The organism is Thalassospira sp. MBR-102, assembly GCF_040549275.1.
Classification (GTDB): domain Bacteria; phylum Pseudomonadota; class Alphaproteobacteria; order Rhodospirillales; family Thalassospiraceae; genus Thalassospira; species Thalassospira xiamenensis.
This window is the reverse complement of the sequence record NZ_JBEPTC010000002.1, coordinates 356,573-382,472: the sequence shown is the minus strand read 5'-3', so window position 1 is coordinate 382,472 and position 25,900 is coordinate 356,573. Positions and strand designations below refer to the sequence as shown.

At 53.8% G+C, this 25,900-nt stretch carries 26 protein-coding genes; 20 read left to right on the top strand and 6 right to left on the bottom strand.

All coding sequences use genetic code 11. From position 1 onward, the window contains the following. Window positions 1–78: 78 nt before the first annotated feature. Window positions 79–1,749, bottom strand: a complete 1,671-nt coding sequence (locus tag ABIE64_RS05110) for a methyl-accepting chemotaxis protein (RefSeq protein WP_354376807.1) — start codon at window positions 1,747–1,749, stop codon at window positions 79–81. Window positions 1,750–2,124: 375 nt separating this feature from the next. Here ABIE64_RS05110 and ABIE64_RS05105 point away from each other — a divergent pair, with 375 nt between their 5' ends. The 9 genes from ABIE64_RS05105 (at window position 2,125) to ABIE64_RS05065 (ending at window position 11,555) form a co-directional block, all read left to right on the top strand. Further along, window positions 2,125–3,936 (top strand): DEAD/DEAH box helicase, encoded by a 1,812-nt coding sequence (locus ABIE64_RS05105; protein WP_063092524.1) that lies wholly within the window; start codon window positions 2,125–2,127, stop codon window positions 3,934–3,936. A 253-nt stretch (window positions 3,937–4,189) separates the two neighbouring features. Beyond that, window positions 4,190–5,032 carry a substrate-binding periplasmic protein gene (locus ABIE64_RS05100; protein WP_223304894.1) on the top strand — a complete coding sequence of 281 codons (843 nt, stop codon included), beginning with the start codon at window positions 4,190–4,192 and terminating at the stop codon, window positions 5,030–5,032. Window positions 5,033–5,221: 189 nt separating this feature from the next. Next, window positions 5,222–5,686, top strand: coding sequence for a PaaI family thioesterase (locus tag ABIE64_RS05095; protein WP_063092526.1), 465 nt, complete (start codon window positions 5,222–5,224; stop codon window positions 5,684–5,686). Window positions 5,687–5,744: 58 nt separating this feature from the next. Continuing rightward, a complete protein-coding gene (locus ABIE64_RS05090) occupies window positions 5,745–6,917 on the top strand; it encodes an isovaleryl-CoA dehydrogenase (RefSeq protein WP_063092527.1) in 1,173 nt (390 codons plus the stop codon). Window positions 6,918–6,947: 30 nt separating this feature from the next. After that, entirely contained in the window at window positions 6,948–8,135 is a 1,188-nt protein-coding gene (locus ABIE64_RS05085) for an acetyl-CoA C-acyltransferase (protein WP_007088809.1), read from the top strand. 163 nt (window positions 8,136–8,298) lie between these two features. Continuing rightward, window positions 8,299–9,273, top strand: coding sequence for a sodium-dependent bicarbonate transport family permease (locus ABIE64_RS05080; protein WP_037987627.1), 975 nt, complete (start codon window positions 8,299–8,301; stop codon window positions 9,271–9,273). 4 nt (window positions 9,274–9,277) lie between these two features. Beyond that, on the top strand, window positions 9,278–9,589 hold the full coding sequence (locus ABIE64_RS05075; protein ID WP_063092528.1) for a P-II family nitrogen regulator: 312 nt from the start codon (window positions 9,278–9,280) through the stop codon (window positions 9,587–9,589). A gap of 142 nt (window positions 9,590–9,731) precedes the next feature. After that, window positions 9,732–10,352, top strand: a complete 621-nt coding sequence (locus ABIE64_RS05070) for a carbonic anhydrase (protein ID WP_007088812.1) — start codon at window positions 9,732–9,734, stop codon at window positions 10,350–10,352. Window positions 10,353–10,421: 69 nt separating this feature from the next. After that, window positions 10,422–11,555: an acyl-CoA dehydrogenase gene (locus tag ABIE64_RS05065; RefSeq protein ID WP_007088813.1), complete on the top strand. Its 1,134-nt coding sequence runs from the start codon at window positions 10,422–10,424 to the stop codon at window positions 11,553–11,555. 64 nt (window positions 11,556–11,619) lie between these two features. On the opposite strand, the gene ABIE64_RS05060 is transcribed toward ABIE64_RS05065, so the two are convergent. The 3 genes from ABIE64_RS05060 to pspF all read right to left on the bottom strand — a co-directional run bounded on the left by ABIE64_RS05060 (window position 11,620) and on the right by pspF (window position 14,100). After that, window positions 11,620–12,396 carry an outer membrane protein gene (locus ABIE64_RS05060; RefSeq protein WP_082822555.1) on the bottom strand — a complete coding sequence of 259 codons (777 nt, stop codon included), beginning with the start codon at window positions 12,394–12,396 and terminating at the stop codon, window positions 11,620–11,622. 220 nt (window positions 12,397–12,616) lie between these two features. Next, a complete protein-coding gene (locus ABIE64_RS05055) occupies window positions 12,617–13,093 on the bottom strand; it encodes a hypothetical protein (protein ID WP_063092530.1) in 477 nt (158 codons plus the stop codon). A 2-nt stretch (window positions 13,094–13,095) separates the two neighbouring features. Next, window positions 13,096–14,100, bottom strand: a complete 1,005-nt coding sequence (pspF, locus tag ABIE64_RS05050) for a phage shock protein operon transcriptional activator (protein WP_063092531.1) — start codon at window positions 14,098–14,100, stop codon at window positions 13,096–13,098. Window positions 14,101–14,268: 168 nt separating this feature from the next. On the opposite strand from pspF, the gene pspA reads away from it, so the two are divergent. From pspA to ABIE64_RS04995, 11 genes are all read left to right on the top strand, one after another. Next, window positions 14,269–14,934: a phage shock protein PspA gene (gene pspA / locus ABIE64_RS05045; RefSeq protein ID WP_063092532.1), complete on the top strand. Its 666-nt coding sequence runs from the start codon at window positions 14,269–14,271 to the stop codon at window positions 14,932–14,934. A 56-nt stretch (window positions 14,935–14,990) separates the two neighbouring features. Continuing rightward, a complete protein-coding gene (pspB, locus tag ABIE64_RS05040) occupies window positions 14,991–15,239 on the top strand; it encodes an envelope stress response membrane protein PspB (protein WP_007088817.1) in 249 nt (82 codons plus the stop codon). After that, window positions 15,236–15,814 carry a PspC domain-containing protein gene (locus tag ABIE64_RS05035; RefSeq protein WP_063092533.1) on the top strand — a complete coding sequence of 193 codons (579 nt, stop codon included), beginning with the start codon at window positions 15,236–15,238 and terminating at the stop codon, window positions 15,812–15,814. The genes pspB and ABIE64_RS05035 overlap by 4 nt, the downstream gene beginning before the upstream one ends. 256 nt (window positions 15,815–16,070) lie before the next feature. Continuing rightward, the gene (locus ABIE64_RS05030; RefSeq protein ID WP_354376806.1) at window positions 16,071–17,447 is read left to right on the top strand and encodes an ATP-binding protein; all 1,377 of its coding nucleotides are present in this window, start codon (window positions 16,071–16,073) and stop codon (window positions 17,445–17,447) included. A gap of 167 nt (window positions 17,448–17,614) precedes the next feature. Further along, window positions 17,615–18,118 (top strand): EndoU domain-containing protein, encoded by a 504-nt coding sequence (locus ABIE64_RS05025; protein WP_354376805.1) that lies wholly within the window; start codon window positions 17,615–17,617, stop codon window positions 18,116–18,118. A gap of 37 nt (window positions 18,119–18,155) precedes the next feature. Next, window positions 18,156–18,473: a hypothetical protein gene (locus tag ABIE64_RS05020; RefSeq protein WP_139189985.1), complete on the top strand. Its 318-nt coding sequence runs from the start codon at window positions 18,156–18,158 to the stop codon at window positions 18,471–18,473. A gap of 62 nt (window positions 18,474–18,535) precedes the next feature. Next, complete coding sequence (locus tag ABIE64_RS05015) at window positions 18,536–19,666, top strand: serine hydrolase domain-containing protein (RefSeq protein ID WP_354376804.1); 1,131 nt, start codon at window positions 18,536–18,538, stop codon at window positions 19,664–19,666. A 141-nt stretch (window positions 19,667–19,807) separates the two neighbouring features. After that, window positions 19,808–20,266: a MarR family winged helix-turn-helix transcriptional regulator gene (locus tag ABIE64_RS05010; RefSeq protein WP_354376803.1), complete on the top strand. Its 459-nt coding sequence runs from the start codon at window positions 19,808–19,810 to the stop codon at window positions 20,264–20,266. 15 nt (window positions 20,267–20,281) lie between these two features. Beyond that, the gene (locus ABIE64_RS05005) at window positions 20,282–22,375 is read left to right on the top strand and encodes an FUSC family protein (protein WP_354376802.1); all 2,094 of its coding nucleotides are present in this window, start codon (window positions 20,282–20,284) and stop codon (window positions 22,373–22,375) included. Further along, window positions 22,372–22,575 carry a DUF1656 domain-containing protein gene (locus ABIE64_RS05000; RefSeq protein WP_007088825.1) on the top strand — a complete coding sequence of 68 codons (204 nt, stop codon included), beginning with the start codon at window positions 22,372–22,374 and terminating at the stop codon, window positions 22,573–22,575. Before ABIE64_RS05005 ends, ABIE64_RS05000 begins: the two co-directional genes overlap by 4 nt. A gap of 8 nt (window positions 22,576–22,583) precedes the next feature. Beyond that, window positions 22,584–23,486 (top strand): efflux RND transporter periplasmic adaptor subunit, encoded by a 903-nt coding sequence (locus ABIE64_RS04995; RefSeq protein ID WP_037987635.1) that lies wholly within the window; start codon window positions 22,584–22,586, stop codon window positions 23,484–23,486. A 7-nt stretch (window positions 23,487–23,493) separates the two neighbouring features. On the opposite strand, the gene ABIE64_RS04990 is transcribed toward ABIE64_RS04995, so the two are convergent. Together ABIE64_RS04990 and ABIE64_RS04985 are read right to left on the bottom strand one after the other, a co-directional pair. Beyond that, entirely contained in the window at window positions 23,494–24,375 is an 882-nt protein-coding gene (locus ABIE64_RS04990; RefSeq protein WP_156962629.1) for a hypothetical protein, read from the bottom strand. After that, on the bottom strand, window positions 24,365–25,900 hold the full coding sequence (locus ABIE64_RS04985) for a hypothetical protein (protein WP_037987637.1): 1,536 nt from the start codon (window positions 25,898–25,900) through the stop codon (window positions 24,365–24,367). The genes ABIE64_RS04990 and ABIE64_RS04985 overlap by 11 nt, the downstream gene beginning before the upstream one ends.

Below are 25,900 nucleotides of genomic sequence, written 5' to 3'. Positions count from 1 at the left end.
AACGGGCCATTTCCTGCGAAATGGCCCGTTTTGCTTAAGCCACATCCGTTTTGTTTGAGGCTATTTTCTTCGCAGGAATCAATTCTCAGCCTGCTTGATCAGATCGTTCGAGAAGCGGTGAATGATCTGTGTCAGTTCCGAAGACCGCGACGAAAGTTCTTCGGACGCGTTGCGCAGATCGCCCGCATGGGTGGTTGTGCTTTGCGCGTTCTTCATGGTTTGATCGACACTATACGAAATCTGTTTCACGCCATCCGCACTGCGATTGGCATTGCCCGCGATTTCCTGTGTGGCTGCACCCTGTTCTTCAATTGCCGCCGCAATGGCGGTTGACGCAGACCGGACCTGATCAATGGTTTCCGACACGCGCGAAATACCCGTAACCGCACGCTCGGTACCTTCGACGATGCCGTTGATCTGGGCCGCGATTTCCTCGGTCGCGCGCCCGGTCTGGGTGGCAAGGTTTTTGACTTCGCTTGCGACCACCGCAAAGCCCTTGCCCGCATCACCTGCACGGGCGGCTTCGATGGTTGCGTTCAGGGCCAAGAGGTTGGTCTGGCCCGCGATGTCGTTAATCAGGCTGACGATTTCCTTGATTTTATCAACGGCTTCGGACAGGCCGCCAACATCCTCAGAGGCGCTTTGGCTTTCATGCGTTGCGCGTTCGACAGTATTTGACATCTGGGAAATCTGAACGTTGATTTCCGTGATCGAGGAAGAAAGTTCCTCGGTCGCGGCGGCAACCGCGTCAACGTTCTGTGACACGGACCCGGCGGCAGATGCAACCTGCTGGCTCTGATCAAGAATGCCTTCGGCGTTGTGTGACATACTAACTGCAAGTTCACCGCTGCGTTTAACCGATTGGTCAACGGCACCGGCAATACCACCAACTTCGCTCTCGAGTTTTTTGGCGATGTTGTGGATATTGGTGCGCCGTTCTTCTTCGGCTCTCTGTTTCTGGATGGCGGCGTCTTTTTCAAGCTGCTGGGCCTGCGCGGATTTGTCACGCAGGGCAAGAACGCCAGATGCCATGTCGCCGATTTCGGTAAAGTTGGAATCCGTCTCAACTGGTGCCTGATAATTGCCTTCGGCAATTGTCGCGATCGAACGGTTCAGGCCGACGATGCTTTTGGTGATACGGGTGCCGACGAACCAGGACAACACGCCGGCGATGACGATCGCGATCACAGAGATAATCGCGATACGTTGCATCACGGACTGAAATTCTGCGGCGACGTCATCCATATAGACACCCGCACCTAATGCCCAGTTCCAGCCCGGAATCGGACGAACATATGCGGCCTTTTCGACCAATGTATCGCCCATGCCTGGTTTTTTGGTTTCATAGGTTATCACGCCACCACCGGCCTTGGCGGTTTTGACGATCATCTGGCGCACTTTACTGTCGGGGTTGCATTTGCCGACATCTTCGGGGCTGAGCGGATCAAGAACCATGCAATGGTTATAATCGGTGGCGTATATGTAGTTCTCCCCATCAAAGCGATACGCATTGAGCAATGAAAGCACTTCTGCCTTGGCGGCGTTTTCATCCATATCGCCCGCTTTGACCTTGGCAATATATGAATCAACGATCGTTACCGCGCCCTCGGTCAGATGTTCGATCTGTTCGAACTTACCGTTACGCAGGCTGTTTTGATAATTCAAAGCGACTGTCGCGATAATCGCGAGAAGTGTCAGCAGGCAGATGGCCGGGATCGAAAAAATCCCCGTAACAACCCGAAAACGCATATTTCTTCCCCTTACGCGTTATTTAAGCGACCGATAATGCACACAAATTAGACATGCATAGATTAATTCCGCGTTACATATGGGAATGGTGAATGCGTTTTTGCATGGCTGCCCGGCGCAGGGATTGATTGACTTTGTTCTGGGGGGCATGTATCACCCCGTTCATTCCTTCGCTTGTAGGGCAGATTGAGCTGTCAGGAACTGTGTGAAAAGGCGAGGGCGGCGATGACGTGATGACGTCATGGCCTCATCATATGCCTCTCATGCAGGGTCCGAAGCAGCGGCTTGATCGCCGTGCACCGGTCGCTATTGCTGTCGAGCAGGCACATCATGGCGCGAACATGGCGCCGACCGGATTTTGAAGGACTTTCCTTTATGACTAATTTTGAAGGGCTCAACCTTATCGAGCCCCTGCTGCGCAACGTTGAAGCTTCTGGTTTCACCGCACCGACCGAGATTCAGGCAAAAACCATTCCGGCTTTGCTTGAGGGTCGTGACCTGATGGGTATTTCCCAGACGGGTGGTGGTAAAACCGCTGCTTTCTGCCTTCCGCTGTTGCAGCGCCTTGCCGAGAACCCGAAACGCCCGGCACCGGGCCAGCCGCGCGCGCTTATTCTTGCGCCGACGCGTGAACTGGTAAACCAGATCGGTCAGTGCCTGCGTGATTTCAAAAAAGGCATTCGCCTGTTCTCTTCTGTTGTTTACGGTGGCTCGCCGATGGGCCCGCAGATTCAGGAACTGCGCCGTGGCGTTGACATTCTGGTTGCGACCCCGGGTCGTCTGCTTGACCACATGTCACGCAATACCATTCGTTTTGATGACATCGAAGTCTTCATTCTCGACGAAGCCGACCGTATGCTCGATATGGGCTTCTCGGAAGACGTTCTGACCGTTGCCGAAGTGCTGCCGCGTGATCACCAGACGGTGATGTTCTCGGCAACCATGCCGCCGGCTGTCAAACATCTGACCGACCGTTTGCTGAACAATCCGGTTAAGGTTGAAACCGCGCCGCAGTCCAGCGTGACCGAGCGTGTGACCCAGCGCGGCATGTTCGTGAAACGTCACGACAAGACCTCGCTTCTGGTTCAGTTGCTGAAACGTCAGGAAAGCGAACGCGTTCTGGTTTTCACCAAAACCAAAGCCGATGCGGACGAGCTTTCGTTCCAGCTGCGCGATGAAGGTGTCGATACCGACGCCATCCATGGTGACAAGCAGCAGCGTATTCGCCAGAAAATCCTGCGTAACTTCCGTAATGGCCAGTTCCCGGTCCTGATTGCAACTGACGTTGCGGCACGTGGGATTGACGTTCCGGGCATCACGCATGTCATCAACTATGACCTGCCAACCGATCCGGAAAACTATGTGCACCGCATTGGCCGTACCGGTCGCGGCAGTGCCGAAGGCATCGCGATTTCGTTCTGCGAGCCGCGTGACGTTCGTCATCTGCGCAACATCGAACGCGTGATCGGCCAGCAGGTCGAGATCGACGAAGATCATGAATTCCATTCGGCTCCTCCGGCCCGTTCGTCAGGTGGTGGCGGTCGCGGCGGATTTGGCGGTGGCCGTGATGGCGGTCGTGGTCGTGGCGGTTTCGGCGGCGGCCGTGATGGTGGTCGTGATGCCGGCCGTGGTGGTCGCGGTGGATTTGCTGGTGGCCGTGATGGTGCCCGCGACGGCGCCCGTTCATTCGGTGGTCCACGTCGTGCCGAAGGCGACCGTGATGGTGTGCGCCGTTTCGAAGGGGATCGCGAAGGCGGTCGGGCTTTTGGTGGTGATCGTGACGGTGGTCGTGATGGCGGCCGTCGTTTTGGCCAGTCAGATCAGCCGCGTGGTGATCGCGGTGGTGATCGTCCGGCCCGTTCGGATCGCAACGACCGCGGTGGTGACCGTTTTGATCGCAAGCCGCGCTTTGATCGCGCTGCTGCCGACCAGCGCCCTGATCGTGCAGAGCGTTCTGATCGTACCGAGCGCACGGACCGTGGCACCAACTTCCGCCCGCGTGGCGAAGGTGCACCGGCACGTGATGGCGAGCGTCGTTTTGCTGACAAACCACGTGGCGAACGCGGTTTCAAAAATCGAGATCGTGATACCCGCGGTCGTGATTTCAGTGATCGTCCGCGCCGTGCCGAAGGTGGTCGTGGTGAAGTCCGTGGTGGAAACCAGGGCATGAAGCGCCGTTCCGCCTAAGTCATTTTGCCTTTCTCTTTCCGCCTTTTGCTGAAAAGCGCGGGAAATCTGAAGATTTTAAAAGAAGCCTCCGCTTTGCGGGGGCTTTTTTGATTTCAGGACGTCACACAGTATCATCCACCGGTTGGTGTGCGATTGTGGTAATGTACGAAAAAACACATACCGGATGATGAATATGCTCGAGAGTCTCCTTACATTACTCATAAAATAATCGACGCTGCGAGATTGGTGATGCGGTTGGAGAGTGATGGATATGCAGTTGATGACCCGGACAGGGTATTTAGCGTCCATTTGCGTTGCTGGTTTAATCGCAGCAAACATTGCCCATGCCAAGGACGCCTCACAGAATTTTGCGGTCGATAATGGTGGCGTGCGGGATTGCAACCATTTGATTGCATCGGGAAACCCGGATTACCCACCCTATCTTTGGCCTGCCGACGATGGTTCTGGTCATCTGATTGGTGCGGCTGCTGAATTCCTGCAGCGGGTTGGTGATGCCGCAGGCATTAACATTGAAGTCGTCAATGCAGGTAGTTGGGGGCGTGTGCAGCAGCACATGCGTGAGGGTGGCATCGATATGATCGCAGGTGCCTTCTTTACAGTGCCGCGACTTGAATACATGGATTATTTTTATCCGGCATTCCAGGGGACGCGCACGGTCATCTGGACCAAAGCCAACATTGATATCAATTATCGCCAATGGTCGGATCTGCGCGGGCTTGAGGGGCTTACAGTCATTAACAACAGTTTCGGGCAGGAATTCGACAGCTATGCGGCCCAGAACCTGACAATTCGGGAAGTTCCAAGCCTTGAACAAGGTTTGAAGATGCTGGATCGTAATCGCGGAGAATATCTGATTTACGAAGAGTTCCCCGGCAAAGCTTTTGCTGCGCGGGAAAAGATTGACGATATTCGCAGCTATGACATCGCGGTAAGCGAAGAAAGCCTGTATCTGACCATGTCGCATAAGTCGCCCTGCAATACCGGCGCGATGCGTGGCCGTATTGCTCAGGCACTTTTCAAGCTTGTGGGCGACGGCGTGATGGATGAAATGCTCGAAGCCAGCATCGCCCGCTGGAGCACAGGCACAAACTGACTCCCGATGAGTTGATATAAAGTTGAAAACCGGCCTTTTGCCTGTTGTGATCATAAATAGGTATAGTGATGCGGATTTTGATTTGACGTTTACGTTAACGTAAACTACAACAGATTTGCTTCATAACCCGTGATGACCGGTGCTCGATATATTGAACCGGCATGACTGCAGGCAGGACAGGATCGCAAGATGGCACAGTTTGAGCCGCAAAATCCGAACTATAATGCTGAAGTCCGGCATCGGTTTTCTCAGCAGCCCTACAATCTTTCGATCGGGGCCGAGGTCGTTGATGTTAAGCCGGGGCGGGTCGAGATTGTCGTGCCGTCACGCGCGGATCTGATCCAGCATAACGGCTATTTTCATGGTGGCCTGATCGCCGGGCTTGCCGACATCGCGGGCGGCTTTGCTGGATGGAGCCTCGTTGCCGAAGATCAGGGCATGCTGACCATCGAATACAAGCTTAACATCGTCGCGCCGGGCATGGGCGATCAGTTGCGCGCGGTTGGCGAGGTGGTTTCACGCGGTCGGTCGATCATTGTCACCCGCATCGATGTCTTTGGTATGAGGAATAGTGAGCCGGTTCTGTGTGCGACGTCGCTTCAGACGCTCAAGGTCATGAAGCTGCCGCCGGAATTATTAAGTAACGCTGCATAATCGGTTTGATTATTCACTTTTATCAAAAAATCAAAACACCCAGGGCAGGAACAGTAAAATGGCATTTTTCGACTTTCCCGGATTGAAATTTGATCTCGGCGAGACCGCAGAAGCGATCCGCGAAACCGTTTCATCCTTCGCCGAGGCAGAAATCACGCCGCGCGCGGCCGAGATTGATGAAAAAAATGAATTCCCCAATGATCTGTGGCGCAAATTTGGCGATCTTGGTCTGCTCGGAATGACGGTCCCCGAGGAAGATGGCGGTACCGGTCTTGGCTATCTTGAACATGTGATTGCCATGGAAGAAATCAGCCGCGCATCGGCATCGGTTGCACTTTCCTATGGTGCGCATTCAAACCTGTGCGTCAATCAGATCAAACGCAATGCCAATGCCGAGCAAAAGGCAAAGTACCTGCCGAAGCTGATGAGTGGTGAACATGTCGGTGCGCTTGCCATGAGCGAACCGGGATCCGGTTCCGATGTGGTGTCGATGAAATTGCGGGCGGAAAAAAAAGGTGACCGTTTCATCCTGAATGGGAACAAGATGTGGATCACCAATGGTCCGGATGCCGATACGCTGGTAGTTTATGCCAAAACCGATATTGATGCCGGGCCCAAGGGTATTACGGCATTTATTATCGAAAAGGGTTTCAAGGGTTTCTCGACGGCGCAGAAGCTCGATAAACTGGGGATGCGGGGGTCAAACACCTGCGAACTGGTGTTTCAGGATTGCGAAGTACCCGAGGAAAATATCCTTGGGAATTTGAATGGCGGCGTTCGTGTTTTGATGAGCGGCCTTGATTATGAGCGCGTCGTTCTGGCCGCCGGACCGACCGGCATCATGCGGGCATGCATGGACGTGGTCGTGCCCTATATTCATGAACGCAAACAATTCGGCAGGGCGATCGGTGAATTCCAGCTGATGCAGGGCAAGATGGCCGATATGTACACCACAATGAATGCCTGCCGGGCCTATGTTTACGAGGTCGCCAAGGCATGTGATCGTGGTGAAACATCACGCAAGGACGCGGCAGGAGTGATCCTTTATGCTGCCGAAAAAGCGACCTGGATGGCGCTTGAAGCCATTCAGACGCTGGGTGGTAATGGTTATATCAATGAATACCCGACGGGACGTTTGCTGCGCGATGCCAAGCTTTACGAGATTGGCGCAGGCACTAGCGAAATTCGCCGCATGTTGATTGGCCGTGAACTTTTCGGCGAAACCGCCTAATCCCCATATTTGGAATACAGGATCAGATCCATGAGCAATTCAGACCCCATCGTTATCGTTTCCTGTGCCAGAACCCCGATGGGCGGCCTGCAGGGGGATTTCGCAACCGTTACCGCATCCGAACTGGGCGGCGTTGCCATCAGGGCCGCGCTTGAGCATGGCCGTGTTGCTGCCGAAGATGTTGACGAAGTCATTATGGGTAACGTTCTGCCCGCTGGTCAGGGACAGGCCCCGGCGCGTCAGGCCGCATGGAAGGCGGGTATCCCGCGTTCTGCCGGTGCAACCACGATCAACAAGATGTGCGGATCGGGCATGAAGGCCGTGATGTTTGCCCATGATACGCTGGTCGCCGGTGGCGCCAATGTCATGGTTGTGGGGGGGATGGAAAGCATGACCAATGCGCCGTTCCTGCTTCCGAAAATGCGGTCGGGCCACAAATACGGTCATGACATGGTTTATGACCATATGGCGCTGGATGGGCTGGAAGATGCCTATGACAAGGGCCGTTCGATGGGCACCTTTGCCGAGGCGACAGCCGAAAAATACGGATTTACCCGCAAAGCGCAGGACGACTATGCCATCACGTCGCTGACCCGTGCGCAGAATGCTGCCAAGTCAGGCCATTTTGCTGATGAAATTGCCCCGGTGACCTATGCCACCCGTAATGGCGAGGTTACCATTGATGCCGATGAACAGCCGCCAAAGGCAAAACCGGAAAAAATCCCGACCCTGCGCCCGGCATTCGCCAAGGACGGCACAGTAACCGCGGCCCATTCGGCATCGATTTCCGATGGGGCGGCGGCTCTTGTCATGATGCGCGCGTCGGAAGCCGAAAAGCGAGGGCTTAAGCCGCTTGCCAAAATCGTTGGTCAGTCTACCCACGCCCAAGAACCTTGCTGGTTCACGACCGCCCCGATTGATGCGATCAAAAAGGTGCTGGGCAAAACCGGCTGGTCCAAGGACGATGTTGATCTGTGGGAAATCAACGAAGCCTTTGCCGTGGTGGCGATGGCCGCCATCCGTGATCTGGAACTTGATCACGGCAAGGTCAATGTCCATGGCGGTGCCTGTGCGCTGGGCCATCCGATAGGTGCCACCGGTGCGCGGTTGTTGGTGACCCTGATCCATGCGCTTAAAACCCATGGCGGGACCAAGGGCGTGGCGTCGCTTTGCATTGGTGGCGGTGAGGCCACGGCGGTCGCCATCGAGCTGCTTTAAGTTTTTGGTAAATTATGTGAACGAAGTTACGCCCCTGTGATCGGAGGGTTCGGCTTTCTGATGACAGAAAACCGTGATCCTGCTATCGGAATTGCGGTTTTGGCGCAGGGGCGAGACTGCTTGCGCGACACCAACACCAAGGTATCATAGTCAAGGGACAGCCATGCAAGATGTGTTGAGCCTGGCGGCGCAAAATCTTCTGTCGCCCATCGTACTTTTCTTTGTTCTGGGGGTGGGGGCTGCCCTTGCGCGATCCGATCTGACGATCCCCGAAGCCGTAGCCAAAGGCATATCGCTTTATCTGCTCTTTGCCATTGGCTTCAAGGGTGGGGTTGCGGTCTCAGATAACGGGATCGACCTGACCTTGGGTATGACCCTGATGGCAGGTGTGATCCTGTCCTTCGTTCTGCCCTTTATCGCCTTTGGCCTTTTGCGGTGGATATCGCAACTCAGCCGGACAGATGCCGCGGCCGTGGCCGGGCATTATGGCTCGATCTCGATCGTGACGTTTGTCGCGGCAACCTCGGTCCTGCAAAGTTCCGGCATTGTGGCAGAGGGCTATATGGTTGCTGTCGCGGCGGCCATGGAGGCACCGGCTATTTTCTCGGCCCTGTTACTTGTGTCATCGGGCGGTAAGGGGCGGATGGATGGGGCGCTGATCCGTGAAATCCTGCTCAATGGTTCCATCGTTTTGCTTGTCGGCAGTTTCTTTATCGGCTGGATCACCGGGGCTGAGGGCATGGCAAAGATCGAGGCGCTGATTGTTTCACCCTTCCAGGGGGTTCTTTGCCTGTTTCTGCTTGATATGGGGCTGGTTGCGGGGCGTGGGCTTAAACAGGGTCGTGCCGTGCTGCGTGCGGGACCACTGGCCTTTGGTGTGATGATGCCAGTGATCGGCTCCTGCCTTGGTCTGGTATTTGCGTTGCTGATCGGCCTGTCACTGGGGGGCACAGTGCTGTTGATGGTTCTGGCCGCCTCGGCAAGTTATATCGCGGTGCCTGCGGCCATGCGTGTCGCCCTGCCAGAGGCCAATCCGTCGGTCTATCTTACGCTGTCGCTTGGCGTGACGTTCCCCTTCAACCTGACGCTTGGCATTCCGCTTTATCTTGCGATGGCAAGCGCCGTTCACGGAGGTTAATCCCATGGAAAAGCATGATGCCAAACGCGTGGCGATCATTATCGAAGCCATTATGGAGAGCCGCCTGCGCCAGGCACTTGAAGGGGCGGGGGTTACCGGCTTTTCCGTGCTGCCGGTGCTTGGTGGATCGGGGCGATCTGGCAGTTGGCGCCGGGACGATACCGTGTCGCGCGGGGGCGGCATGGTTCAGGTGATCTGCATTATCCGCCCGGAGAAGCTTGATGCCATGCTTGAAGCCGCCTTTGAAGTGGTTGACCGACATATTGGTGTGGTCACGATCAGTGACTGTCAGGTGCTGCGCGCGGATCGTTTCTAGAAACGTCAGGGTTTGGTTGTCTGCGAAACAAAGGAGATCGCGCGTTTAGAACGGTTCAAAAGGTTTGAATGGGGACTATCAACTTGGGCAATTTGGTCCTATTTTGTCGGCAGCGTTATGACAGAATAGGGGACTTCGCGAGATGTCAAAGCCAACCGTTGATCGGATGCTTGCCGGGTTCAAGAGCTTTAAGGCGATGTATTATGATCAGCGCCCGGAACGCGTCGAGGACCTGGTCAATATGGGCCAGCGCCCGGAAGTTCTTCTGATTGCCTGTTCTGATTCCCGCGTTGATCCAGCCATCCTGACCAATGCCGAACCGGGCGAGATGTTTGTCATCCGTAACGTGGCAAACCTTGTTCCGCCCTATGAGCCCGATGAGAATTACCACGGGACGTCGTCGGCGATCGAATTTGCGGTGCGTGATCTCAAGGTCAGGGACATCGTCATTCTGGGCCATTCGGCGTGCGGTGGCATGGAGGCTCTGGTCGAGCACGGCGAAGCGGGCAAGGTGCCGGATCGCGACTTTATCGGCGAGTGGGTCAGCATTGCGAAATGCTGTCTGGAGCATGGCCCGGATGTCGACAAGGTATCGCGTCATTCGATCCGTAACTCGCTGCAAAACCTGATGTCGTTCCCGTTCATCAAGGAACGGGTCGAAGCCGGCGACCTTAAGCTGCATGGCTGGTGGTACGGCATGAAAGAAGGAATCCTGTGGCGCTTTGATGCCGAGCAGGACAAATTTGTTCAGGGCGAAGAATAGGCCCGGCCTGATGAAAACGATCTTCTGATCGCATGGCCGGTGCATCGCCCAATTGGGAGGGTGACCGCCATGCGGTTGGAAGAACATCAGATCATGGTGCGCGATACAGCGCGCGAGTTCGCCGAAAATGAACTCAAACCTCATGCCGCAAAATGGGACATCCACCATACCTTTCCGGCCGAAGCGATTGCCGGATTGGGAGAACTTGGCTTTTTGGGCATGCTGGTGCCCGAAGAATATGGCGGGGCGGGCATGGATCACGTCGCCTATGCGCTGGCACTCGAAGAAATAGCTGCTGGCGATGGGGCAACCTCCACCATCATGTCGGTGCATAATTCGGTCGGGTGTATGCCGATCCTGAAATTCGGTACCGAAGATCAGAAAGAAAAATATCTGGTCCCGATGGCGCGTGGCGAAAAGATCGGCGCATTTTGCCTGACCGAGCCGCAAGCCGGATCGGATGCCAGTGCACTGCGCACGCGTGCCGTGCGCGACGGCGATCACTGGATTATCAACGGTTCCAAGCAATTCATCACGTCCGGCAGTGAGGGTGATGTGGCGATTGTCTTTGCCGTTACAGACCCGGAAGCAGGTAAACGCGGTATTTCGGCCTTCATCGTGCCAACCGATACGCCGGGCTATGTCGTTTCGCGGGTCGAGGAAAAGCTTGGCCAGAATGCATCGGACACCTGCCAGATCACCTTTGTCGAATGCCGGGTGCCCGGTGAAAACATGCTGGGTGAAGAAGGGCAAGGCTATAAAATCGCACTAGCGAACCTTGAAGGTGGGCGAATTGGTATTGCCGCGCAATCGGTCGGCATGGCACGCGCGGCGTTCGAGGCGGCCCGCGATTACGCCAATGAACGTGAAACGTTCGGCAAAAAGATCATCGAACATCAGGCGGTGGCATTTCGCCTTGCCGATATGGCGACCAAAATCGATGCGGCCCGTTTGCTGGTCCATCGCGCTGCCGAACTTCGCGACGATCACAAACCCTGTTTGACCGAGGCCTGCATGGCTAAGATGTTCGCATCCGAAATCGCCGAAGAAGTGTGCTCGGCCGCCATTCAAATTCACGGCGGGTATGGCTACCTTAAAGACTTCCCGGTGGAGCGCATTTACCGTGATGTGCGGGTCTGTCAGATTTACGAAGGCACGTCCGACATTCAACGCATGGTGATTGCAAGGTCGCTTGCCGATTGATGGCAAACCAGCAATAAAGGGGTACGCAAAACGTACCCCTTTTCAAGATTAAACAGTGTCGCAATCAGAACTGATATTGCAGGCCAATCATGAACTCATGTGCCCGTAGGTCAAACCGGGCAGCCTCCACGCTGGTCACCGTCGCCCCATTAATAAATTTGTCACCACCGCGCGCTTCGCCCATGTCAAGGAAGCGGTAGGACATGTCGAGCGTCCATTGGTCGGAAATCACGTACCCGACACCCGCACCAATCTGCCAGGCCAAATCGTTATGCGTGTCGCCGGTAGTGTAACTACCATTGGGGGCTGCAAAGAACATTTTTTCAGTTTTGTTTCGGGCCCAGCCGATACCGCCTTGCACGTAGGGTGAAAAGGCACCGAGATCAACGCCAGCAATACTTAATGGGTCAACATAAACGTTCACCATTGTCGTCCAGTTGGATGTTTCGAAAGCACCGTCATTTAGCTTGTTGTTTGGTTTGTTCGGGATGCCATCCGCGTCACGATAGTCATCTGCTGCGGACAGTCGATTACCATAAGATACCGTGATGTCGGTTCGTAGATAGTCCGTGAGCTTGAGCCCCGCACCGATCTGGTAGCGCGATCCTTTATAGCTTGTCATTTCGATCGAATCGCGTTCACCCGGGTCGTCAAATTCGGCTCTATCGTCAACCGTGATGGAAGACCCCAGATCGGCCCGCAGATAGGGTGCGAACAACCAGTCATCTTCTGCATGTGCCGTGCTCGGCGGCAAGGTGGAGAGGAGAAAAGCTGGGATGAGTAAAACGCAGATCGTGCGGCAGAGACGAACCATCGGAGATTTCATCATGGCGGGGCTCATTGATTTTGACCTGCATTATTTTGAGGTAATATTAGAAATTTAACTTACAATTTCATGGTGCTGTCAAAATGGCAACTTGAATAAATAATTGGCCGCTACGCGGCGGAGCTCAGGACATCTGATCGCGTATGTGGCCCGGCAAGTCTTCTGTTCGGCAAACAACGCTCGGCGGTGCTTGCGCACATGAAAACGGCGGGCAGTGGGCTTGGGGCGGACGTCACTAAGAAGCGCTCTGGCTCGGTTGCCTTGGGGGCGACGAAAACCGATCCAGAAAACGTCGTGCACGCGGCAGTGCATCGTGCAGGAATTGTTGCGGTTCACGGAGCCATAATCCGTCAAATTCGCGGGATTTGGGTTCCGATATCAGAACGTCACGTGGGAGCGGTATTATGTCGGCATCCCACCCCGGCCAACGTTGTCGGGCGCGTCGGAAGCAATGATCCATGAAGCGCTTGTGGTTGCTGTATCCGTGATAGTCAAAGACCCAATCTCCGCCTGAGACGATGATGTGATTGCCGGGAAGGTTATCTTTCGGATGGAACCAGATTGGAGTGAGTTCGCCGGTCGCGTCAAAGCGTTCGATGAATGCGTGGGCAAGGATATGGCAGGCACCACACGCAAAGAATATCCTGTCAGGCAGGTTCCAGCGCATTACCGGGTCGCTCTTGCGATAGTTTGGGGTGCGGGGCTGATACATGCTTATGGTCCTGAGCGCCCCGGCAGCAGATCGTATTTTTCCAGAAGTCGACGGAACTGATGGTAGTTCAGATCAAGCGCCTTGGCGGCTTCGGTCTGGTTATTCGCGTTTCGACGCAGGGCGTTTTCAAGCAGTTTGATTTCAAATTCTGCAACCTGAGATTTGAAATCTGTTGTGCCGGTGGGGGCAGGTTCTTCGGGTGTGGTAGGTGGAGCATCACGGTCGGTTTCGGTCCAGATGCCTTCGAACGGGTCGAGTACGATATGCGCAAGCGGATTTTCATCATCTTCAGCCAGATAAAGGCTGCGTTCGACCGCATTGCGCAACTCGCGGACATTGCCGGGCCAGGAATGGCTCAGAAGTTGGCGCGCCGCTGTTGGTGTGAAGCCGGCAAAAACCTGTCGCGACAGGCGTTTGGTCATTTCGAGTGCGAACTGTTCGGCAAGTGGCAAGATATCATCAGACCTTTGGCGCAACGGCGGCACGGCGATCACGTCAAAGGCGAGTCGGTCGAGCAGGTCGGCGCGAAACTTCCCGGTTTTGGCCAATTCGCGCAGGTTTTCATTTGTCACACCAATGACGCGGGCATCAACTTCGATCACCTCGGAGCCGCCAACACGTTCAATCTCGCCATATTCAACAACGCGCAGGAGTTTTTCCTGCACCATTGGGCTGGCGGTGGCTATTTCATCGAGAATGATGGTGCCGCCATGCGCGCGTTCAAATCGCCCGACATGACGTTTGGTTGCCCCGGTAAAGGCCCCGGCCTCGTGCCCGAACAGTTCGGTATCAAGCAGGGTTTCAGACAGGGCCGCGCAATTGACCTTGACCAGCGGGCCGCCCCAGCGACGGGACAGGTAATGCAGGCGTGAAGCAATCAGTTCCTTGCCCGATCCCCGTTCGCCGATCACAAGGCATGGCCGTTCAATCGGTGCCAGACGTGAAACATGTTCAAGGGCGGCCAGAAAAACGGGGTCTTCGCCCAATATCGGTTGCAAGCTATCCATTTCGCGAAAAACGTTATCGAAAAAAGACAAAATTGTCGCGATAAAAGTTAATTGGATAAGGCGGGTGATTCTAAGTCATTGATTTTATTGGGTGTCAAAACTGGCACGGCATTTGAAATAGAGAGATCAGAATTTTTGCGTCCCCCGTATTTTTAAGGAGATCAGACAATGGGCGTGTTTTCGCGTTTGTCCGATATCGTAAATGCCAATATCAACTCGCTTCTGGATCGTGCTGAAGATCCGGAGAAAATGGTTCGGTTGATGATCCAGGAAATGGAAGATACCCTGGTTGAAGTCCGTTCCGCCGCGGTCAAGGCGATTGCCGACAAGAAAGAAGTCGAGCGCAAGCTCAAGAAGCTTCATGACGGTCAGCTTGAGTGGGAAGGCAAAGCGGAATTTGCCATTTCCAAAGGCCGTGACGATCTGGCAAAGGGTGCACTGATGGCGCGTCGCCGTCTGGCCGATCAGAGCATCGTGCTGGAGCGCGAGCTTGAAGTGATCGAGGAAACGCTTGGCAAGTTTGACGATGACTTGAACAAGCTTCAGAACAAGCTTAACGAAGCCAAGGGCAAGCAGCGTGCGGTTGAAATCCGCATGCAGACTGCCGAAAAGCGTGTCAAGATGCGCGAAAAGTTGCATTCGGGTCAGATCGATGAAGCATTGCTGCGCTATGAGCAGATGGAACGCCGCATTGACGAGCTTGAGGCCGGCGCGGACTCCTGGGATCTTGGTCGCGGGCAGAGCCTTGAAGAACAGTTCGAAGACCTTGAAGCCGAGCTTGGGATCGAGGACGATCTGAAAGAGCTTAAAGCGCGGGTCAAGAAAGACAAATAATCAGCGGTTCGCGTGTTTCGATGCGATAAGCTGCAACAAAGGTTGAGCTGACAAAGATGTGGGCGATTGCTGTACCGTTAATTGTGTTTGTTGTCGTTGTCGGCCCTGTTTGGGTTGTGTTTCACTACATAACACTTTGGAAACGGATGAAAGCCGAACAGCAAAAATCCAGTCCGGAACAGGTGGCGAAGGAAAAGGAAATCGTCGCCACGCTCAAAGGCCGGGCAGAACGCCTTGAAAATCGTGTCGAAACACTTGAACGCCTGTTGGATGCCGAGGTTGCCGAATGGAGGAACAGGATATGACTGCACAGCAAGCTGCTGCCGGTGCCGGCTATCAGCGCGGTCACAAGAAACATCGTCATGGCGGTTGCCGTTTCCGGCGTGAGGGCAAGGACGGCAAGGAGTGCGGGGGCGTCATTCGCCGCACGACCCGGGGAATTGCCGAAAAGTTTGGTATCCCGCGCAAAGGTGTGCTGATCGCCTTTATCCTGATCCTGATTTTCAGCTTCCCTGTCGGTGTGATGCTGTTCGCCCTTGCGTGGGCCTATGTGCATCATCCGGAATGGTTTGATGGTCTGCGCGGCAAGTTTCGCGGGGCCGGTCGGACGGGATCATATAATGCCTCGACCGCGCATACCGACGCGCCAGAAGAGCGCCCGACCATGGGTGTCGATTTCGAAGAGCCGTGGATGGAAGACCTTCGCGAGAAATTCGATGACCTTGAACGCCGAACCGGTTCAATGGAAGGTTACGTTGCTTCCGGTGATTACCGGCTGGCATCGGAACTTGAAAAGATGAAAAAAGACGACGCCAGCGGCAAGAAAGACGCCGATGGCAGCGACGATGATGCTTCGACCTCCCCCAACGATAAAGCTTAGCAGATGCTGCGATGACATCGGTATCAATCCCCCCTGCTTCGCAGTTATATTGAGTTATCCCGCAGCTTCACCTTTCGAGCCGGACCTGTTTCTACGGGTTCGGTTTCTTTTTTTGTTTTTGTTCGTGATCGCAACTATTTGCTGAAAAATAACCAAATAGCGTTTATCGTTATACCTAATTTAAAGGTTTTCTGACTAGCTTGGTGTCCTCTGGTGATATCTGGCGGGAAAGCCTGCCAGCAAAACGGGGGGTGATATGGCGACCATGATCGAACATCCGGGCGAACAGGATTTTCTGCATCGGTTGATGCTTGATAATCCGTGGTGGGATGGCATCACCGATGATCTGGTTCATGATCTGCCGCAGCGTGCGTTTTTCAAACGGTTCTGGGCCGCAATTGAAAAAAACGACGGAACAAAGGCCGTTGTTTTAACCGGGCCGCGTGGGGTGGGTAAGACCGTCATGTTGCGGCAGGCCGTTGCCGAATTGCTTAATGCCGATACACCACGTCGACATGTTTGCTATATCTCGCTTGAACACCCGCTGTTTCTTGAAATCGATTTGCCGCGACTGCCAAAAATACTCCGTTCCATGCGGGGCATATCGGCAGATCATCCGCTTTGGCTGTTTATCGACGAGGTGTCCTATCAGCGCGATTGGGAAGACCGGGTTGCAAAATTGCTGGTGGCAGACCCGATGTTGCGCGTGGTTGCGGTTAGTGCGTTGGCACCCAATCCAAACGCGCTTGGTCATATTCAAAGCCTGTTTTTACCGCCTTTCAGTTTCGCCGAATATCTTGAGCAGCGCGGGATCGCGCCATCAGACGTCTTGCCGCAAACACCCAATGTCGGGCGCTATACCGCCGATATTCCCGAAGGCCTGATCGAGCTTAACGACCTGTTCGAAGCCTATATCAACGAAGGCGGTTTCCATGATCGTGACGGCGAGGCGGGGGCAATCCATCGATCGCTTCATTCCGATCTTCCCGGGTTGCACGGCATTTCAAATCCATCGGATTTGCACCGTCTGTTTGTGTTGCTGGCCTATAACACCGGTGCGGAATTCTCGATCGAGACATTGGCGCGGGAACTTGATATCGCCAAAAATACGCTGCGCCGTTATCTTGAATATCTTGAAAGTGCATGGCTGGTGCGCAGGCTGGAACGTGTCGATCAGGATGCAAAACCGTTTCAGCGCGCGGTGGCATTTAAGGTCCATCTGATTCACCCCGGGCTTCGCGCCGGATTGATCGGTGCCAAGGCCACGGACAGTGCGACAATTACCCGACTGGCTGAAACCGCGATCCAGACCCAGTTCCTGACGTCGAGTGTCGGGCTTGAAAGCCTTTATTACGCGCGTTGGGGGCATTTCGAGGTGCCTTTCGTTTTCCTTGACCGGCGAAGCGGAACACCGCTTTTTGCCTATCACTGCCTGTGGCGTGATGAAGGCATTCGAAAGCCCAAGGAAATCCGTGCATTGGTCAATTTCCGCACCAGTCATGCCTTGCCACTAGGGGCATTCGTGCTGACCAAGGCGCAATGGCATGGCGGTAAAATCGGTGGCGTGCCAATGCGTTTTGAACCTGCGAGTGTCCTTGCACTTCGGATCGGGCTGGAATTCTCGCAGCTTTGAACGGCGTCACAGTGCTGGGTTGATGGCGTCTGTTCCGGGCAGTATGCCGCAGCCCTGATGGTGGCGGCAGGAACTGCTAGGACAAGGCAAAGGAGGTCGTTTATGACGACACTTTTAAGCTCTCCCATACTTTTGTCGCCGTGATCCTGCTGGTTTGCGGGCTGTTGATGATCAATGCCACATCCGCGATGGCTCAGGTCGCGTGCCCGGTCGGTACGATCACAAATGCGGGGCTGCCCGACATCAATGGCGATCACGTTTTCTGTGGCGAGATAAACAGCAAAGGCAAGGCTGTCGGTTTCCATTCCCGTCCCGGCGGAAGCAATCCTGCGGGTGGGGGGATAACGAATGTTGTGATCACCCAGCCAGCGAACCCGATGGGAATTTACAATATATCCTTTAAAAAGAACGGTGTTCAGAAGTCGATTTCGACAATGTTCCCCGACAGCTGTTCCCAGGATGAGGTTGTGAACTCCATCCTTTATGCGGAAGCCAATCAGGAAGCCTGTCCTGCCGGAGCACCCGGCTGGGTGGTGTGCGGGAAAAATCGACCAGATCCGGTGATGGCTACACAGGGGCCGTATTGCGAAGGTGACGACGATTCAAACCGTTTCTACATCGCGGTTGGGGTCAATGGCGGAAACATCAACACCGCGTTCCCGCTGCGTTAACCGTGAAATGTGAGGCTTGAAAATGGCAGGCGGTGAAATGATGGTACCCGATTGGCCCGGCAGGATTGTTGGCGATGAAGGGCATGATCGCATCGCTGCCTGTCTTGTTCTGGATATTCAGAATGCACCGGAATGGGCGCAAATCGTGCTTGATCGGGTGGATGCCATCATCAATGGCAGTGAAGACCATTGGGAGATGGCAATGAATGCCTATATCTTAAAAATGGATGCGGCAATTTGCGAAATTGCTCCGGCATATGAAGAGCAGGACGAAGAGATTGTCTGGGTCCCGTCTTTGGAATTTCGTGCTGCTCTGGTCGCATGGATAGAACAGATAGATCAATCAACAGGTTAACCAGCCGATAAACAATTTCATCAATGCTGGCACCAAATTTGACGTTTTGTGGGGACAAAGTCGTGACTTCAGGGTTTTGGCGGCTTTTGGTGCCGGTATTATTTCTGCTGCTTGTCGCAGTATCGGTGCCGTCGGCGGCATATGCCGAGGAAAAAAACGAGCCCGATGATCCGCTTGTCAAATTTTTGCGGCAATATGTCGAGCAGGCCGGTTTGCCGGGTGCAGTAATCGGCATTGGTTATGGTGACGGTCAGATGCGCTTTGCCGCAACCGGGTATGCAGCGGTAAATCCCGACAAGGGCATGACCCAGGACAGGCAATTCTATATCGGGTCACTGACCAAAATGATGACTGCGGTGGTTGTGTTGCAGTTGGCATCTGAAAAGCGCATCGACCTTTCCGATCCGATTGCCAAATGGCTTCCTGCGGAATTCCGCGACAAGATTGCCAATGCCAATGTTGCGACCGTTCGTGATCTTTTGCGCAATAGTTCAGGCATTCCCGATTATCTGGATGGGGAATTTTTCTTTGAGCTGGTCGGGCGCGATCCCCAGCACGGCTGGCGTAATCGCGAATTGCTGCCGCTGATTGCGGGCCGTGAAGCACATTTCAAACCCGGTACCCAATATAACCCGTCCAACAGCAACTATATCCTGCTGGGTGTCCTGATAGAACAGGTCGAAGGCGATCACATCGAAGCGGTGTTCAATCGACGGATTTTTGAGCCAGCCGAAATGCGCAATACATCCTTTGGCCGGTATCCGCGCCCCGATGATCTTGCGCGCGGCTTTGATGACGCCAATGGGGATGGCAAGCTTGAGGATGTGACCGATTTTGATGTCGGCGATCAGCTTTCAGATGGCGGGGTGATTTCAACCGCAGAAGATCTTTTGAAATTTGGCCGGGCGCTGTTTGCGGATGGTATTTTGCTGGGCGCGAACGCGCTGGAGCGGGCCACGACGGATACATTATTCGCCGGCGAAGGTTCCTATGGCTATGGCATGATGATCGGCAAAACCGATTGGGGACCTGTTTGGGGGCATGACGGGGTTTATTTCGGTTATTCTGCGGAATTTTCGTGGTTCCCCAAACAGGATGTCGCGATTGTTTTCTTGTCCAATGGGCGCGCGTTGAACGAGGTGCTACCTGTAACGGGCCTGCTGTTGTCGGGCCTGTTTGGCAAGGCGCAATAGATCAGTGCAATTTAAATAATTGAAACTAATCGATTAATTGTTCATCGCGAGCATGCGGGAGGATATTTATGCTTACAGCGCATAACTGATAGGATTATAATAGTTAGAATCCTATCTAATTTCTCTGTTATGCTTTGCGTCATGGAAAACAATGATCTTGATACCCCTTATCTGAGTCTTGGAAGCACGTTGATGCGCGTCGCGCGTTGCTGGCGTCGCGAGATCGACAGCACATTGCAATCGCACGGCTTGTCTCAAACCATGGTGATGCCCCTGATTGTTCTCAATCGGGCTGCCGGTCCCGTACGGCAGGGTTTGATTGCGGATGAAATCGGCGTCGAAGGTCCGTCTCTTGTGCGGGTTATTGATGCGCTGGAACGCGACGGACTTATTTCGCGTGTTTGCGATCTGAGCGACCGGCGCGCCAAAATGGTTGCGCTAACGGCAGCAGGTAAAGACAAAGCCGCCGAGATCGAGATCATTCTTGCCGATATCCGCAACGAACTCACGGCCGATATCGACCCCGAAAGTCTTGCGACCACTCTTGATGTCATGCAGCAATTGCTTGGCAAACTGGCGCAACGCGGTGGCGACGCTTAGGGTGCGGGGAATAAGATGTTTGCAAATATTCTTGCCCTGCGTCCCAAAGGTGCTGACTGGCTGTTTTCGGCAAAAACGTTTGCCGCGGCGGTTCTTGCATTGTTCATTGCGCTGGCCTTTGATCTTGATCGGCCTGTCTGGGCGATGGCAACGGTCTATATCGTTGCCCATCCTTTGTCCGGTGTTCTGGCGTCCAAGGCACTTTATCGTGTGATCGGAACGATCATTGGGGCGGTTGCGGCGATTGTAATGGTGCCCAATCTTGTGAATGCGCCGGTTTTGCTATCGCTTGCGCTCGCACTTTGGGTTGGGGGCTGCCTTTATCTTTCCCGACTGGACCGGACGCCCAAAAGCTACCTTTTCATGCTGGCGGGCTATACCGCGGCGATTGTCGGTTTTCCGTGCGTAACGGACCCCGGGATTATTTTTGATACGGCCGTTGCGCGCGTCCAGGAAATTTCGCTCGGCATCATTTGTGCCACACTGGTCAGTCATATCATTTTCCCACGCCATGTCGGCCCGGTCGTCGTGGCACGGATTGATGGCTGGATGGGCGATATTGCCGACCTGGCAAAGCTAAGCTTTGATGCTGGTTCTGATCCTGAAAAATTGCATCAGGACCGGACACGCATCGCGGCAGATATTGGTGAATTGCACGGGCTTTCTGTTCATCTGGGATATGAAAAGTCCCGATTTGCTGGGCGAACCCGCCAATTGCAAGCCCTGCAAAGCGCGATAGCCGCTCTTCTGCCTGTGTTTTTCGCCGTTCATGACAGAATAACCGCGCTTGTCGATTACAGTGGGAGCATCCCCAAAGATTTGCGGGCCATTCTTGATGATGTGGCGATCCATATGGCAACCGGCCACTACGATGGTTCGTCAGCGCAGGCGCTTCATGCGCGAATTGCCGCATATGGTGCCGAGTTTTCGAATGCATCGGAATGGGATGGTCTGTTGCAGCTTAATCTTTGTAATCGTCTGCATCGGCTTTTGAATTTTTATTCCGATTGCTGCCAGTTGTGGGATGGGTTGCGTGTCGACAATGTTCCAGCCGACGTCGTGGATCGCTGGCGTGATAGCGCGCAGGAGCGGGCTTTACATCGCGATTACGGTGTTGCGTTCCGGTCCGGTATGACGGCGGTGATTGCAACCTTGCTTGTATGCGGTTTCTGGATCATGACGGCATGGCCTGCGGGTGGGACGGCGGCGATGATGGCAGCAGTCGGTGCCAGTATCATGTCGTTCCTTGATAATCCGGTTCCGGCCTTGAAGGGCTTCATCCGTTATACCGCGATGGCAATTGTTGTCGTGATTATCTACAGCCTTGCGATTCTGCCTGGCATTGATGGCTTCCCGCTTCTTGTTGTGGCGTTTGCACCCTATTTCCTTCTGATGGGGGTGTTGATGACTTCCCCGCAGACATACGGGTTTGGTCTGGCGATGCTGGTCAATGTCGTGATGATCCTGAATGTCGATACCAGTTACAGCAGCGACTTTGCCACCCTGCTCGATAGCGGTCTGGCATCGCTTGCCGGTTTTGCTGTCGCGGCACTTGTTACGGCCTTTGTGCGCAGCGTGACAGTCGATGCCAGCATTCGGCGGCTGGTGATGTCAAACTGGCGCGACATTAGTGCTATTGCGCGCGGGACGCTCCGTTTGCCGCGCATGGTCATGATCCGCCGTTTACTGGATCGGCAGGGTTTGATTTTGCCAAGATTGGCATTGGCACCAGACCATCGCGATACTTTGATCCGCTCAATGCCGGAGGTCTCGATTGCTGCCAGCATTTATGACCTGCATCGTTTCAAGGCGCTGGCGGATCAAAGGATCGCGACCAAACTGGATGTGGTTTTGCGAAACATGGCGCGTCATTTTGACAATCGCCGTCGAGATTTTGGCGCACTGCCCGATCCTGTGATCCTTGATGAAGTCGATAATATTCTGCGTGAAGTCGTGGCAATTTCACCCACACCGCTTCGCGCTAAATTGCTGATCCCGCTGATTGCGCTGCGCCGTGCCTTATGCCGCGCGGGCGCACCGGTGCTGGATCGCCGGGCAGATAAGGCATTCGTCTCCGATCTGCCACCCCTGATCGGAGAAACCGCATGATCAATCCGATGATCGATGTTTACGGCGTGTTTGTACCCGCCTTTCTGATAATGGCGCTTGGCGCCTGGTTCTGCCTGAAAGTGCTGCATGTCGGCCTTGCGCGGATCGGTTTTTACAAGATAACCGCGCATCCCGCTTTAACGGATCTGGCCCTGTTCGTGCTGATCCTGACGGCACTTTCGGCTCTGTTTGTTCAATAGGTGACGATATGAAACCGACTTTTGCCAATTTCCTTCGCGTTCTGGTGACGCTTGTTCTTGTTCTGGCGGCATCTGCTGGCGGTTATCAGCTTTATGATTACTACATGAATTCTCCTTGGACCCGGGATGGGCGGGTCAGTGCCGACGTTGTGGCAATTGCGCCGGACATCGCCGGGCTGGTCAATGAGGTAAACGTTACCGACAACCAGATTGTTCATGCCGGGGATTTGCTGTTTTCCATTGATCCAGCCCGGTATCAGGTGGCCGTTGATCAGGCACAGGCAAAACTTGAAAGTGCCATTGCCGCACGTGATCAGGCCAAGCGTGAAGTGAAACGCTACCGGGGGCTTGATAGCGACGTTGTTTCGCGCCAGAAAAAAGAACAGGTTGCAACCAATCTCGCGACCGCACAGGCAGATATGGATCTGGCCAAGGCCGATCTTGATCTTGCCGTTTTGAATCTGGCACGCACCAAGGTTGTTGCCCCGGTTGATGGCATCCTGACGAATTTCTCGTTACGTCGGGGGAACTATGTTGGTGCAGGGCAGGCGATTGCAGCCCTGGTCGATAGCCAGTCATTTTATGTGGCGGGTTATTTCGAAGAAACCAAACTGCCGCGTATCGCAATCGGCGATCAGGTCGAAGTCCGTCTGATGGGTGAAGATAACGCTATTTACGGCCATGTTGTCAGCATCGCAGGTGGTATTCAGGATAGTGAACGGTCGGGCGCAGGGGGGAACCTTGCAAATGTCAAACCGACCTTTAGCTGGGTCCGTCTGGCGCAACGTGTACCGGTGCGGGTTTCGCTTGATAACGTCCCTGAAAATGTCCGGCTGGTTGCGGGGCGCAGTGCGACGGTGACGGTTCTGGGTGAAAAAGACGGTGACCATTTCTGGTCATCCGTCTTTTAGCGAAGATCTAGTTTCCAATTCCGCTCAGCAATGAAGGGGTGCCAAACTGCTTGAGTTCAGCATTGGAATGCTCAAAGTAGCTTGCCCAGAAATGCTCCAGCGCTTTCAATTCCAAGGATGATCTGTAATTGCCATTGTCAAGATAGCCTCCGCCAATGACATATACTTTGGCGTTGCTCATATCTTCAAATGCCAGCTTTTCGCCCAGTTTTTTGATTTCCTGATCGATGGGCAGGTTTTCGAGCTTGCCATTGCCATACAGGGACATGAGGTCCGAGTTTTCCATCATGTCTGAAACGATCAGTACATATTTTTCAGGTGTTTCCGACTTGGCGATAATGTCCTTTGCAACAACCGCAAGGTTGGAAACAATTTCTGTTTTGGGGAGTTCTGTTGTTGCTTGGGAAAATGCGTGGATTAAGGCGCGTCCGGTATATTGACGCACTTGGGTATCCTGAGCTTGATAGCACTGATCGAGTTGGTGCAGAACTTTCTTGGAGACGGAATAGCGAATGTCATCGCCTAAGCGGTTATCTATAATGCCTTTGAGAATGACCTCAGTATAGAAACCAGCAGCATTTGCAGAAAATCCGATAATCTGTATGACATCCCCTGGGCGTAAAAACTCGATAATTTTTCGATATGTTTCTTCTTGGAGTTTTTTGGGAAGAGTCATTGTCTGGTCGACAAGTACATATAAGTCGCGTGATGCAGCCGGGGGATTAATATCCCCCAGTGTGACCAATTGATAGCAACTGCCGATTTTTGCGGTTGTGGCATTTGCCGTCTTTTGGTCGAACCAAAAAATCAACGCTCCAACTAGTATTGCGACGGCAAAAAGTGGCCCGAAGTTTTGTGTAGTTCTCGGAGCTAAACGTTTAAGATCCAAGTCCGAGCTCCTTACGCATGCGTTCACGCATTTCGTCTTCGGTTTCGACATGCTTTTCTTTTGCCTCTTTTTCGGCAAGCAATTCCCTGCGAATGCGTGCTTCCATTTCTTCCGGACTCTCCGCTGCTGTCTTGCCCTGGTTTACAGGATCTGGCGCGGAGGTCGTTTTGATGCTTTCCGATGGTTGGAGTTTGCTTTCCACAGTACGCGAAAGTTTTCGAGCTTCGCTGTTTTGGCGAGATTGCTCTGCCTTGATTTCCGTTTGTTCGTAATGCTCGATAAAGGTGCGGTCAGCTGAATGTTGTATAACTTCTCTATGCGTTTTATCTACACCATTGGAAGTTGCGTTCTCGGTCAGTCGTGCCTGCAAGTTTGAAAGGTGTTTTTGCGCGACCCGCGCAATTGCATCACGTTTGCGTTCGTACCAGGCTTCGTAAGATGTTCTGCTTGGGAAATTGCGAATGATGCGCCGTGCGGTCGAGCTTTCTTTACCTGCAAATCCGGTTTTATAACCGATGCCAATACCCATGATTTGAATAAGGATAAAGAGGGTCGCCAAAATGGCATAGGTCGTCAAGTTGGCAGCGTCACGCGCACCCTCTTGCTCATTGTGCGCTTGATTATTGGCTTCTGTCTGCGGCTCGGTCAAAACATCAGGAAGCCCTTCAGACGCTAGGCCTTCAAGCGAGAAAAGGGAATTGTTTGGCGAGGTGTTCGCGCCAATGGTTTCCGCAGTTTTTTCCTGTTGATAGGTCTCATAGCGCACATATGTCGCTCCAATTGCGACACCGATAATGGCGATCGCGGCGATGATGGTCCACATTGGAGCGCCGGGCGTAACATGTGCATTAGTGTCAACGCGATGCAGAATTTGCATATAGGCGGGATCGTTATCATCCACCTGATCGTTCTCAAGTGTGACCTTGTTTGTGCGACCCAGAAGATTAGGGCGGTCTTCCGCATTGTCATGGATCCACCAGGTCCGAATTTTCTTGATCAGGCCTCGCTTGTGAAGTTCCTGACCTGATTGGTGGGTAAGAAACACCAACACGCAGGAAATGAGAAAGGCGATAAAGAAAGATCCCTGAACCTGTAACTGTTCACTCGCTCCGGGCAGCGTGTATCCGGCAAGCACATACGCAAAACCGAGGGCTTCGACAAATACCATTGCGATCAGGAGAACACGCATGAGGATGCCCAGTTCGTTCCTGCCCAGTTCTTGTACTTTCCCCAGATAGCTTTTGGAGCGGTCATACATTTCGGGATCTGCGGCAATTCGCCGGATGTCACCAGCAAAGTCATCACAAAGAGTACGTTCGGATGCAAACCAGCCATCTCTGCGTACCGAGATATCCTTTGATAAGCGACGCGTCTTACCGATCAGGGGTAAGCTGTAGAGAGCGCTCTTGAAAAACAGTTTTACTTCATCCCACCAAGCAATGACAAGAATGACAAAGATTGCGGTAAGGACAGCTGCGCCAATGATGGCACGATATAACAGCAAGAATGCGTAAAGTTCATCCAT